11 protein-coding genes and 1 tRNA gene are annotated in these 11,732 nt (G+C 72.9%); 4 read left to right on the forward strand and 8 right to left on the reverse strand.

Features of this window, described 5'->3' with window-relative positions:
• Positions 1-55: 55 nt before the first annotated feature.
• A complete protein-coding gene (locus ACR9E3_RS03410; protein ID WP_460378508.1) occupies positions 56-1,285 on the reverse strand; it encodes a hypothetical protein in 1,230 nt (409 codons plus the stop codon).
• 5 nt (positions 1,286-1,290) lie between these two features.
• Complete coding sequence (locus ACR9E3_RS03415) at positions 1,291-1,557, reverse strand: hypothetical protein (RefSeq protein WP_285651479.1); 267 nt, start codon at positions 1,555-1,557, stop codon at positions 1,291-1,293.
• A 560-nt stretch (positions 1,558-2,117) separates the two neighbouring features.
• Here ACR9E3_RS03415 and ACR9E3_RS03420 point away from each other — a divergent pair.
• Both ACR9E3_RS03420 and dcd read left to right on the forward strand, forming a co-directional pair.
• Positions 2,118-4,673: a (Fe-S)-binding protein gene (locus ACR9E3_RS03420; protein WP_460378510.1), complete on the forward strand. Its 2,556-nt coding sequence runs from the start codon at positions 2,118-2,120 to the stop codon at positions 4,671-4,673.
• 158 nt (positions 4,674-4,831) lie between these two features.
• Positions 4,832-5,413: a dCTP deaminase gene (gene dcd, locus ACR9E3_RS03425; protein WP_460378512.1), complete on the forward strand. Its 582-nt coding sequence runs from the start codon at positions 4,832-4,834 to the stop codon at positions 5,411-5,413.
• Position 5,414: 1 nt separating this feature from the next.
• On the opposite strand, the gene ACR9E3_RS03430 is transcribed toward dcd, so the two are convergent.
• Both ACR9E3_RS03430 and ACR9E3_RS03435 read right to left on the reverse strand, forming a co-directional pair.
• Positions 5,415-7,118: a diguanylate cyclase domain-containing protein gene (locus tag ACR9E3_RS03430; protein WP_460378513.1), complete on the reverse strand. Its 1,704-nt coding sequence runs from the start codon at positions 7,116-7,118 to the stop codon at positions 5,415-5,417.
• Between the two features lie 213 nt (positions 7,119-7,331).
• Complete coding sequence (locus ACR9E3_RS03435) at positions 7,332-7,901, reverse strand: hypothetical protein (protein WP_460378515.1); 570 nt, start codon at positions 7,899-7,901, stop codon at positions 7,332-7,334.
• A gap of 259 nt (positions 7,902-8,160) precedes the next feature.
• Here ACR9E3_RS03435 and ACR9E3_RS03440 point away from each other — a divergent pair.
• Positions 8,161-8,234 (forward strand) — tRNA-Gly (locus tag ACR9E3_RS03440).
• Positions 8,235-8,269: 35 nt separating this feature from the next.
• Here the strand turns inward: ACR9E3_RS03440 and ACR9E3_RS03445 are convergent.
• Complete coding sequence (locus ACR9E3_RS03445; RefSeq protein ID WP_460378517.1) at positions 8,270-9,229, reverse strand: bile acid:sodium symporter family protein; 960 nt, start codon at positions 9,227-9,229, stop codon at positions 8,270-8,272.
• Positions 9,230-9,429: 200 nt separating this feature from the next.
• Between ACR9E3_RS03445 and ACR9E3_RS03450 the strand changes: the two genes are divergently transcribed.
• On the forward strand, positions 9,430-9,936 hold the full coding sequence (locus tag ACR9E3_RS03450; protein ID WP_460378519.1) for a GNAT family N-acetyltransferase: 507 nt from the start codon (positions 9,430-9,432) through the stop codon (positions 9,934-9,936).
• 1 nt (position 9,937) lies between these two features.
• Here the strand turns inward: ACR9E3_RS03450 and ACR9E3_RS03455 are convergent, their stop codons facing one another.
• From ACR9E3_RS03455 to ACR9E3_RS03465, 3 genes are all read right to left on the reverse strand, one after another.
• Entirely contained in the window at positions 9,938-10,417 is a 480-nt protein-coding gene (locus ACR9E3_RS03455; protein ID WP_460378521.1) for an SRPBCC family protein, read from the reverse strand.
• A complete protein-coding gene (locus ACR9E3_RS03460) occupies positions 10,417-10,776 on the reverse strand; it encodes an ArsR/SmtB family transcription factor (protein ID WP_460378523.1) in 360 nt (119 codons plus the stop codon). The genes ACR9E3_RS03455 and ACR9E3_RS03460 overlap by 1 nt, the downstream gene beginning before the upstream one ends.
• 76 nt (positions 10,777-10,852) lie before the next feature.
• A complete protein-coding gene (locus ACR9E3_RS03465) occupies positions 10,853-11,731 on the reverse strand; it encodes an aminoglycoside phosphotransferase family protein (RefSeq protein WP_460378524.1) in 879 nt (292 codons plus the stop codon).
• Position 11,732: the final 1 nt, after the last annotated feature.

The following is an 11,732-nucleotide window of genomic DNA, read 5'->3' on the forward strand; positions in this document are numbered from 1 at the left end:
CGGGCCCGCCTCGATCGCCTCCGGGGCCGGGCCGGCCTCGACGGCCTTGGGGGACCTACTCCGGCGCAGCACCGTCGCCCCCTCGCCCGCCCTGCGGGCTGCTGGGGCCGTACCTCCGCGCGCGCGTGCCGGGACCGAACGGCGCCTCCGGGGTCGCCGGCTCGTTCGACATCGGCCAGCCGGCACGACGCCGCGGGCGGGCCGGTCGCCGCTGCGTGCGGTCGGGGTCGGGGTCGGCCGCGGACCCGGTGGCACGGGGGCGCTGGGCCCGCCGCGCGGAGACCGGCTCGCGGTGCGCCCCGGCGCCCGTCCAGGCCGCCATGTCCGCCTCCGCCGACCGCGGGTCGGGCACCGGGGGCAGCTCGGGTCGGGGCCCATCCGGTGCGGCGGGCGCGGCGGTGGTGGGCTCGACCGGGTCGCCGACCTCGGCCGCCGACGGCGGACCGAAGCCGTCGCCGGCCGTCGTCGAGTTGCAGGTCGAGGTCCGCGTGGAGGTGCGCGCGGTGCCGCGGCGCCGGCGCTCCGGGGCGTCCCCGGACGGGTGGGCCGGCGTGGTGCCCCGCGCCCGGCGCCGGTGGGACGCCCGCGTGTCCTCGACCCCGGGGGTGAGGTGGGCGCCCGCGCGGCGGGTCGGCTCGTCGGGTGTCGCCGACGGTGCCGTCGCCGGGGTCGCGGGAGCCGGTGCCTCGGGCTCGGAGGGGTCCGAGGTGTCCGAGCCGTCCGAGGGGTCCGTGGCCCCCGAGGGGTCCGTGGTCGTCGTCGCGGCCGACGCGCGGGTCTCCACGACCTCGTCGTCGCGAGGCGGCGGTCCCCACACGTCCTCGGCCGGCGCGGCGGCGACCCGCCGGGCCCGCGGGCCGTCGGTCGCGTCGGCGGGGTCGCTGCCGCGCGGGAGGGCGACGGCCGTCGGCGCCCCGGTGAGCTTCGGCCGGTCGCGGTGCACGGTGACGTGCCCGGTGGTGAGCGCGCCGCCGGTGACCCGGGTCCTGGCCCGGGGCCCGCGCAGCTCGTGCACGAACAGCGTGAGCCACTCGAGGAGGGGCCGCTCGTCGTTGATGCGCCGCGACACGAAGCGCGTGATCCCGACGGTGATGAGCAGGGCCCACGCCACGGAGAAGAAGCCGAGGTCGATACCGAGGCGGCGCTGGACGAACATCACGGCGAGCATGACGAGCAGGCCCACGCCGTAGGCCGAGTACCGGGCGCGCCACGGGAACGTCGCGCGCGGCGGGCCGAGCCAGACGGCGTCGACGCGGTACACCTCGTCGTCGGTGCGGATGTGCACCCGCGTCACCCCGTGATGAGCTGTGCGAAGAACGCCCCGACGCGTGCGCCGGCACCCGGCGTGAGGGCGATCCCCAGCGCGATCAGGCCGATGATCAGGCCGATGCTGCGGCGGGCCACGCCGGCGTTGTCACCGCGGCCGCCGATCCACAGCATGATGATCGCGATGCCCAGGAGGATCAGCGGGACGATGTTGTCCTGGATCCATCCCTGGAGCCCGCCGGTCCCCGGAGCCTGCGCGACCACCTCGGCGCCGAGGAACGTGACGGTCATGGCGGTCCTCCTGCGGACGTGCTGGTCGAAGTGCCGGGAGCCGATCTCGACCGGTCGAGTAAACACGGCGGTCGCAGGGATTCAAACCACCTCGGCGTGCGGCGCGCGGGGGCCCGCCGCGGCGTCCGGGCACCCCTCTCGGTCTCCTTCCCCCACAGGCGTCGACGCATCGTCCACCCTCCGCGACCGGCGGGCCGCCGCAGCCCGCTCTCCTGGTCCGGATGAGCCTATCGTGATCCACACGGCACGGGCGGTCATCACACTCCGGCGCGGCGCGATCGAATTCGCGATCGCAAAGCATCGCCCGATGGGGGACGCGGACACGCCGGGACACCCCGGACGCGGCGTCCGGGCGCGTACGGAGCGGAGCCGACCGAGCCCGCGGAGGCGACCGTCCTGCTGCGGTTACCGGTGAGTAGCATCAATCACCTCTCGCAGCGCCGACGGTGCTACCGGCCGTTACAGTGCCGCCCACACCGTCGTTGCGGTTCGTTGCACCTCGTTGTCTCAGTTGTCTCACCGGGTCTCCACCACGACCCGGCTCACGGGGAGGTCCCGTCGTGGTCGTCCGTTTGGTCCTGGGGCTCGCCCTGACCCTGGTCGTGGCGGTCGTGGCCGCGCGCCGGGCCTGGTGGCTCTACACCCTGATCACCTCCGGCCAGCCCGACGCGAAGCGCGCCGACGGTCTCGGCGCCCGCGTGCGCACGCAGTTCGTGGAGGTGTTCGGGCAGCGCAAGCTGCTGCGCTGGTCGATCCCCGGCCTCGCCCACCTCTTCACGATGTGGGGCTTCATCATCCTGCTGACGGTCTACATCGAGGCCTACGGCGCCCTGTTCGTCGAGGACTTCCACATCCCGCTGATCGGGCACTGGGCCGTCCTGGGCTTCCTGCAGGACTTCATCGCGATCATGGTGCTGGTCTCGATCATCGCCTTCGGGATCATGCGCATCCAGCAGGCGCCGGAGCGCCGCGCCCGCACGTCCCGCTTCTACGGCAGCCACACCGGCGGCGCCTGGCTGATCCTCTTCCTGATCTTCAACGTCGTCTGGTCGCTCTTCGCCTTCCGCGGCACGTCCTCCGCGGCCGGCAACCTGCCCTACGACTCGGGCGCCTGGGCCTCGATCGGCGTGGGCTACCTGTTCTCCGGCCTGTCGGAGACGACGCTGTTCGTGCTCGAGACGATCTTCCTGCTGATCCACATCGCGGTCGCGCTCGTCTTCCTGGTGGTCGTGCTCTACTCCAAGCACCTCCACATCTTCATCGCGCCGATCAACGTCTCGGCCAAGCGCTACCCGAAGGCGCTGGGCCCGATGCTGCCGCTGGAGCACGAGGGCGAGCCCATCGACTTCGAGGACCCGCCCGAGGAGGCCTCGTTCGGCCGCGGCAAGATCGAGGACTTCACCTGGAAGGGCATGCTCGACTTCGCGACCTGCACCGAGTGCGGCCGCTGCCAGAGCCAGTGCCCGGCGTGGAACACCGGCAAGCCGCTCTCGCCGAAGCTCCTGATCATGGACCTGCGCGACCACATGTTCGCGAAGGCGCCGTACATGATCGGCGGCAAGGACATGCCCGAGGAGGGCGCCGCCACGCAGGCCGGCGCGAACAACCCGGGCGAGCCCGTGCACGACGGCCACGGCGTGCCGGAGTCGGGCTACGAGCGCTACCGCGCGAGCGACGACGTCCAGGCCTCCCGCCCGCTGGTCGGGACCGCCGAGGACCTCGGCGTCATCGACCCCGAGGTCCTGTGGTCCTGCACCTCGTGCGGGGCGTGCGTCGAGCAGTGCCCCGTCGACATCGAGCACGTCGACCACATCATGGACATGCGCCGCTACCAGGTGCTGATCGAGTCCGAGTTCCCCACCGAGCTCGGCACGCTGTTCAAGAACCTGGAGAACAAGGGCAACCCCTGGGGCCAGAACAACTCGGCGCGCATGGAGTGGGCGAAGGACCTGCCCTTCGACGTGCCCGAGTTCGACGGCGAGCTGCGGCCCGAGACCGAGTACCTGTTCTTCGTCGGCTGCGCCGGCGCGTTCGACGACAACGCGAAGAAGACGGTCCGTGCGACGGCGGAGCTGCTGCACATCGCCGACGTGGACTACGTCGTGCTCGGCAAGGAGGAGAGCTGCACCGGCGACCCGGCGCGGCGCTCGGGCAACGAGTTCCTCTTCCAGATGATGGCCGCGCAGACCAAGGAGATGCTCGACGCCGTCTTCGAGGGCCGCGAGCCGGGCACGCGCAAGATCGTCACCACCTGCCCGCACTGCATGAACACGCTCGGGCGCGAGTACCCGCAGCTCGACGGCCACTACGAGGTCGTCCACCACACCCAGCTGCTCAACCAGCTCGTGCGCGAGAAGAAGCTGGTGCCGGTGGCCCCCGAGGCCTCGCCCGTGCCGAGCGCGCAGAAGATCGACATCAACCCGGCCACCGGCCTGCAGTACCACGGGCCGCACAACGACGGCACCGAACGCGGACTCATCCCGGCCAACGGCCACGGCACGCCGGGCCACGACGGCGACCAGGCCGCGCCCGCCGCGGTCGCGCTGGCCGAGAAGGAGTCGGGCTCGAACGGGCACGCGGGGTCGAACGGGAACGGGCACGCCGGCTCGAACGGTGCGGCCCGCAAGACCGTCACGTACCACGACCCCTGCTACCTGGGCCGGCACAACGAGGTCTACAGCCCGCCGCGCGAGCTGGTCGAGGCCGCGGGCGCCGAGCTCAAGGAGATGCCCCGCCACGCCGACCGCGCGCTGTGCTGCGGCGCCGGCGGCGCGCGGATGTGGATGGAAGAGAACATCGGCAAGCGCATCAACATGGAGCGCGTCGACGAGGCCATCTCCACCGAGTCCGAGACGATCGCGACCGGCTGCCCGTTCTGCCGCGTGATGCTCACCGACGGCCTCACCGAGCGCCAGAGCGAGTCCAAGGCCGTCGGCACCGAGGTCATGGACGTCTCGCAGATGCTCCTCGCGGCCGTGAAGCGCGGTCAGCCGGCGGAGACGCCCGAGGCCGCGGGCGACCCGGCCCCGGACGCCGAGACCGACGGACCCGGCGACTCGGACCCCGAGACCGCCTCGACCTCGGCCAACGTGCAGAACCCGTCGACGGAGAACTGACGGGCAGGGCCGCCTGAGCGAGGGGCGCCCTCGCTGCTCCCGGAGCAGCGAGGGCGCCCTTCGCGTCTCCGGGGCTCGCCTTCTGTTGCAGCGAACGGGTATCTCGCTGCTTCTATGCGCGCGAAGTCCCCGTTCGCGGTGCCCGATAGGGTCCGCGCGTGCTGCTCTCCGACGGCGACATCCGCGCCGAGATCGCGGCCGGGCGCGTCGGGCTCGACCCGTTCGACGCCACGCTGCTGCAGCCCTCGAGCGTCGACCTGCGCCTCGACCGGCACTTCCGCACGTTCAACAACCACGCCTACACGCACATCGACCCGTCGCTGCAGCAGGACGACCTGACGCGGATGGTCGAGCCCGCGGATGACGAGGCGTTCGTCCTGCACCCCGGCGAGTTCGTGCTCGGCTCCACGTACGAGGTCATCACGCTGCCCGACGACGTGGCCGGGCGCCTCGAGGGAAAGTCAAGTTTGGGGCGTTTGGGGCTTTTGACCCATTCTACGGCCGGCTTCATCGACCCCGGCTTCTCGGGCCACGTGACGCTCGAGCTCTCGAACGTCGCGAACCTGCCGATCCGGCTGTGGCCCGGGATGAAGGTCGGGCAGCTGTGCCTGTTCCGGCTCTCGTCGCCCGCCGAGCACCCGTACGGCTCGCCGGTCTACGGGTCGCGCTACCAGGACCAGCGGGGGCCGACGCCCTCGCGCTCGTACGTCAACTTCCGGCGCGGCCTGCCGCCGGGATGACCTAGTCGACGAGCCCGCCCGCGCGGTGGACGCGGTTGCGGCCGGCGTTCTTCGCCGAGTACAGCGCCCGGTCGGCCTCGCTGAGCAGGGCCTCGCCGTCGCCGGCGTGCTCGGGCAGCCCGGCGACGCCGAACGACGCGGTGACCAGCTGCTTGTCCCCGCGCCGGAAGTCGGCCTCGACGCGGGTGCGCAGGCGCTCGGCGAGCTTCGCGGCGTCGTCGGGCCCGCCGCGGGTGACCAGGATGGCGAACTCCTCGCCGCCGTAGCGGTAGGCGGTCTCACCGTCCCGCATCGCCGTGCGCAGCGTGCTCGCGACCTCCTGGAGCACCACGTCGCCCTGCTGGTGGCCGTAGCGGTCGTTGAGCTCCTTGAAGTGGTCGAGGTCGAGCATGATCACCGACATCGGCGCGGAGTGCCGCTTGGCGTTGGCCACCGCGGAGTCGAGGTCGGCGCCGAGGCGGCGGCGGTTGGCGAGCTGGGTCAGCGGGTCGAACTGCGAGAGCCGCTCGGTGGCCGCGTGCAGGCGGCTGGCCTCGATCGCGGACCCGGAAAGCGTCGCCAGCATCTCGACCGCGGACAGCCGCTGGCCGTCGACCTCGCCCTCGGGCGAGTCGTAGCACTCGAGGATGCCGATCACGCGCGCACCGACGACGAGCGGCACCGCGACGGCGGCGTCCTCGCCGGTGTCGGGGTCGCCGCGCGAGATCTGCCCGTAGCGCGCCGAGCGGCCGACGACCCCGACGCCGAGGTGGCAGTGGGTCTCCATGGGCGAGACGGCGCCGCGGTCGGAGTCGTAGGCGAGCTCGAGGCCGTTGCCGTCCTCCTCGAGCAGCCACAGCAGCACCCGCCCGTCGGTGACCGCGACGGCGGCCTGGACGGTGGAGTCGATCACGTAGCGGGTGTTCAGACTGCCCGCGATCTCGCGGGTCATGATCAGGATGGTACGCAGCCGATCGGTCTGGGCCTGCAGCCGCTCGGCCTGCGCGGCGGCCTCCTCGCGCTGCCGGCGCAGGGCGACCGTCATGTCGGCGAGCCCGTCGCGCAGGGCCACCAGCTCGGCGGATCCGGAGACCGGCTCGGGCGGCGTCAGTCGGCCCTCGCCGATCCCGCGCACAGAGGCGAGCAGCCCGTCGACAGGCGTGACGACGTGCTGCTGCAGCCGACGCCGGCCGCGCAGGGCGACGACGAGCGTGGCGACGCCGACCGCGGCGATGCACACGCCGACGATCCACTGGGTGGCCACGGCGCTGCGGTCCGCCGCCTCGATCGCGGTCAGCGTGTCCGCGCGAGTCGCGTCCTTGCGCGCCCGGTAGTCGTCGAACAGCGCCGTGCCCTGCTTGAGGAAGGTCTCGGCGCCGCCGGGCGGGGGCAGCCGGCGCGCCTGGTCGGCCCACTCGGTGCGCCACCGCTGCTGGGCCAGGAGCAGCGCCAGCACGTCCTGTCGCAGCTGCGGCTCTTCGAGCAGGGTGACCATCTGGGTGTCGGCGGCCGCGAGCGCGGGCGAGGCGTTCGTCGCGGCGTCGGCGAAGAACTGGTCGCCGGTGGCGAGGTAGCCGCGCAGCGAAGCATCCATGTCGAGCATCGCCTGGTGCGAGTCCTCGATCGCGAGCAGGCCGTCCTGCAGACGGTTGTCGGTCGGGGTGTTGACGGCGACCGACCAGACGAGCCGGAACACCACCAGCACGACGATGAGGAGGGCAGCCACCGACACCGTGAGGCCCAATCGCTGGACCTCATGGATCAGCCGCGGTGCTCGCCTCACCGGTCCCCCGCCTCCCTGGTGCGCCCTGTGTCCACCAGGTCCATCAGGCTTGCGGGGCATGACGTTAGCCGCGAGCGGGTACTTGCTCTACTTTTCGTGCTCCCGTCATCACTGAGTGATGCTTTCGTCGTCCACGATCGCTGTGGGTGACGTTCGTCAGGCGGACAGCGTCCGGTGCGTCGGCAGCCGTACGACCCGCGGGCTGTCGCTGCCCGCGAGACGCTCCCGCCACAGGCGGTGCGCGGCCGCCGCGGCGCGGACGTCGGACGGTTCGGCGTCGGGCGCCTCCTGGGACGCGACGAGCGCCCCGATCGCCGCCTGGTTGGCGACCTCGACGGCGTCGCCGTCGTCGTTCGGCACTGCCACGACCGGCACCCCGCGCCACACCGCCGCCTGGGTGGCCGCGAGCGCGGTGGGCGAGCCGCCGCGGACGAGGACGGCGGCGGGACGGTCGTCGGCGACGAGCGCGTCGAGCCGCGGCAGCAGCGCGGCGAGCTCGGGGACCGGCCCCGGCGCGGTGTCCTCGACCAGCAGCACGCGCCCGGCCAGGGCGCCGAGGTCGTCGAGGGCCTCGTCGACGGCCATCGGGTCGGGACCGGTGGCCACGAGCACCGGGACGACCTCGGGATCGCGCTCGGCGAGCGGCGCCAGCGCCCCGGCGTCCTCGCGGGACGCGACGATGACGAACACCTCAGGCTGGCGGTCGGCCTGCTCACGCGCGGTCATGGCTGCCCCCCTCCGTCGGCGCCTGGAGCTCCCTGTCGCTGACCAGCCAACACGAACTGTGGGCCCAGCAGCAGGGCATCCTCGCGGATCTACCCCGACGACCTAACGCCCCATCACGCACCGTGGAGAAGGATCGCGCCCAACCCGTGATGTCCCCGTGATCGAGCGGTGAACCACACCGATGTAGTCACGCTGGGCGGCAGGCCCGGGTGGGTCCCTCCCGGCCACGGAGGCGCCGTGTAGGCTCGGAGAGCATCGCGCGAGTGTAGTTCAATGGTAGAACATCAGCTTCCCAAGCTGAGAACGCGGGTTCGATTCCCGTCACTCGCTCCACACCTGTCATCGCAGGTCAGAGCTCTGAATCCGGATCACCCCCGCGGCGCGGCCCCGGCTCGCTCGGGTGGGCTCACGCCGTCTCCCGTCGCCGTGGCACCGGCCCGCGCGGCCTGCCGGTCACGGTGTCGCCCGACCTCGGCCGCCACGACGACGAGCACGACGACCGTGATCACCGAGGAGCCGAGGGCGACGACGCCGGCCACCGAGTAGGTGCCCATCGCGAAGATCAGGCTGCAGATGAGGGCCTGCGAGCCCTTCTGTGCCGTGGCGAGCGATCCCGCCAGCAGGACGCCGTGGGCCCGTGCCGGGCCGCCGGCCGCCAGCAGGCACACCCCGTACCCGACGGCCAGGCACCCGAAGGGCAGCAGGACCGAGTACACGTACTCGCCCGTGCCGAGCTCGGTGACCACGTCGTCCCAGAACGCGACGAACATCAGGATGATGTGCAGGACGATCGCGACGAGGCCGACCTGGCCGAGGTGCGGGGCGAGCGCCCGGGCGACGGCGGGATAGCGCCACCGGACCACCAGGCCGAGGGCCAGCGGCAGCAGGATGAACCACAGCAGCGGCTTCAACAGGTGCCACGTCGTGACCCCGGCGTGCGGCACGGCCAGCACGTCGAGCATCCACGGCAGCACCAGCGGCAGGAACGGGATGGTCAGGAGGACCTGGAGCAGGGACACGCTGGTCGCGTAGGCCGCGTCTCCCCGCCCGAGCCCGGTGAACATGGCGACGAACGGCGCGCCCGCCACCACCGAGAGCAGCGCGAAGGCCATCGTCGCCTGCGCCACGAACCCGAAGGCGGCGAGCGACAGCCCGACCAGCACCGGGACGACCACGAAGTTGGCGACGAGCACACCCAGGACCGAGCGCCCTCGTCCGCGCAGCGGCGTGACCACGGACGAGAGCTCGGTCGTCAGTCCCGCCGCGAGCGCGGCGAACACGACGAACGCCAGCCCGCAGGTCACGATCACGATGATCAACGGCGGCATCGCGGGTCCTCCCGGCCTCGGGCGGGACGAGCGAGGGCAGAGGCGGCGAACGTCCGCCGGTCATCCCGCCTCGCGCCCCGCGGACCGCGCCCGTCCGCAGTCTCCGCGACCGGGGACCTGGTGCCTCACCCCCGCCGGGTGAGCCGTGACGCCGGTCGACGGCGGCGGTTCTCCCTTGCGCCGCCCGCGAGCATGCGGAGGTGCTCGTCCGCCGCGAACGCCCCGCCGACATCCCCGCGGTGCGCGCCGTGGTCGCCGCCGCGTTCGCCGGCGACGACGGTGCCGAGCCGATCGAGGTCGGGCTGCTCGACCGGCTCCGCGACGACGACGGGTGGCTGCCCGCGTTCTCGCTGGTCGCCGAGGACGGCGGTGACGTCGTCGGCCACGTCGTCGCGACCCGCGGCCACGTCGGCGACCGGCCCGCCCTCGGCGTCGGCCCCGTTGCGGTCCGGCCGGACCACCAGGGCCGCGGCGTCGGCTCGGCGCTCATGCACGCCGTGCTCGCGGCGGCCGAGGCCCGGGAAGAGAGCCTGGTCGCGCTGCTGGGCGAGCCGGCGTTCTACGGACGCTTCGGCTTCCGGCCCGCCGCGGTGCACGGCGTCGAGACGCCGGACGCGGCGTGGGGCCGCTTCTTCCAAGTCCGCGTGCTGGGCGCCGACCCCCCGCGGGGCCCGTTCCGCTACGCCGCGCCGTTCGACGAGCTCTGACTCAGCCCGCCAGCAGCTCGTCCAGCTGCTCGTAGCCCTCGCGCACGCCGACCTCCATGCCGCTCGCGACCATCGCGTCGCGGGCCTCGACCGACTCGAACAGCGACGTCCCCTCGATGCGGCTCCGTCCGTCACCGAGGTCGGTGAAGATCATGGTCTCCAGGCTCACGGAGTCAGGGAAGCCCTCGAAGGTGAAGGTCTGGACGATCCGCTCGTTCGGCCGGACCTCGTGGAACGAGCCGAAGAAGACGTACGCCCCGTCGTCGTCGCGGTGGGTGTAGCGGTACGAGCCGCCGGTCGCGGCGTCGAACTTGTCGATCTCCATCGTGAGGTCGCGCGGGCCGAGCCATCGCCGGACGAGGTCGGGCTCGACGTGGGCGCGGAAGACGTTCGCGACCGGCGCGTCGAACTCGCGGGTGATGACGACGGTCGGGGCGGCCGGGTCAGCGGTGATCGTGGTCTCGCGGGTTGTGGTGCTCATCAGGATGCTCCTCGTGCGGTGTCGGTCCGGGGGTCCTTCTCGGTGTCCATCTCGGCGAGGACGTCGTCGAGACGGCGGTAGCGCTCCTCGGCCTGGCGCCGGTAGCGCTCGATCCACTTGGTCATCAGGTCGAAGACCTCCGCCTCCAGGTGGACCGGCCGGCGCTGTGCCTGGCGGGAGCGACTGACGAGTCCCGCCTCCTCGAGCACCTTGAGGTGCTTGGAGACCGCCTGGACGCTGACGTCGTAGGGCTCCGCGAGCTCGTTGACGCCGGCGTCCGCCACGGCGAGACGGGCCACCATGTCGCGCCGGATGGGGTCGGCGAGCGCCGAGAACACCCGGTTCAGCTGGTCGTCCACGCTGACTCCTTGTTCAACCTTGCGGTTGAGCAAACCGTAGCGCGGGGCAGGACCCTGTTCAACCCCTCAGTTAAGCTCAGAGGTGGGAGAGGAACCAGTGGATGGCCGGGTCCCACCCCTCGGTGTCGGCGAAGTGGTCGCGCAGGCCGAGCAGGAACGCCGCGAGGTGCAGCGCCCGCAGCCGGGAGAACGTCCGGAACGCCGGGACGTCCCCGTAGCCCGCGGCCGCCGCCGCGCGACCCTCGGCGTCCCAGCCGAACATCCCGAGGTCCCAGCCCAGCGGGCCGTGGCACGCCTCCTCGAAGTCGATCCACACGGGACCATGGGCGCCCACGACGAGGTTGTTCGCGTGCACGTCGCCGTGCAAGGGCTGCGCCGGCACCGACGGGACGCGGGCCTCCGGGAGGAGCTCGGCGGCCGCATCACGCAGGAGCGCCTCCTCGTCGGCCGACAGCACCCCGGGATGCCGGTCGAGCGCGGCGAGCCCGTGCTCGATGTCCGTGGCGACGGGCTCGAGCCCGGGCAGCGGGCCGGGGTACGCGGCGAACACCTCGTGCAGCTCGCGCAGCATCCCCGCCTGGACCGTCGGCGTGACGGGCTCCGCGGCCGGATCGGGGCGGACCCAGGCCCAGAAGCTGAGGTGGTGCCCGTCCTGCTCGTGGGGCCCGGGCGGCACCTCGGCACTCGGCGGCGCCACCGGCACCCCCTGCTCGTGCAACCAGGTCCCGACCGCGAGGTCGCTCGCGACGTGGGGCCCGGGGTCGCGGACCTCGGCGGTCCAGGTCGGCACCCGCACGACCACCGGCGCCGGGCGCAGGTGCAGCACGACCGAGAACTGGTCCCCCAGCTCGGCGGGGTCGTCGACCGGTAGGCCGAATCCGCGGGCGACGGTCAGGGCGGCGTTCCGGGCGTCGCGCGAGCGCGCGGCACGGCGCCCCGCCGGCGTGGAGGTCATC

The sequence above is a fragment of the Actinomycetospora sp. C-140 genome, assembly GCF_054796175.1.

Excerpts from the sequence above, each read along its gene's own strand:
- ACR9E3_RS03445 (WP_460378517.1), bottom strand. The coding sequence starts at position 9,229 with ATGCCGCCGTTGATCATCGTGATCGTGACCTGCGGGCTGGCGTTCGTC.
- ACR9E3_RS03465 (WP_460378524.1), bottom strand. The coding sequence starts at position 11,731 with ATGACCTCCACGCCGGCGGGGCGCCGTGCCGCGCGCTCGCGCGACGCC.
- ACR9E3_RS03435 (WP_460378515.1), bottom strand. The coding sequence starts at position 7,901 with ATGACCGCGCGTGAGCAGGCCGACCGCCAGCCTGAGGTGTTCGTCATC.
- ACR9E3_RS03415 (WP_285651479.1), bottom strand. The coding sequence starts at position 1,557 with ATGACCGTCACGTTCCTCGGCGCCGAGGTGGTCGCGCAGGCTCCGGGG.
- ACR9E3_RS03455 (WP_460378521.1), bottom strand. The coding sequence starts at position 10,417 with ATGAGCACCACAACCCGCGAGACCACGATCACCGCTGACCCGGCCGCC.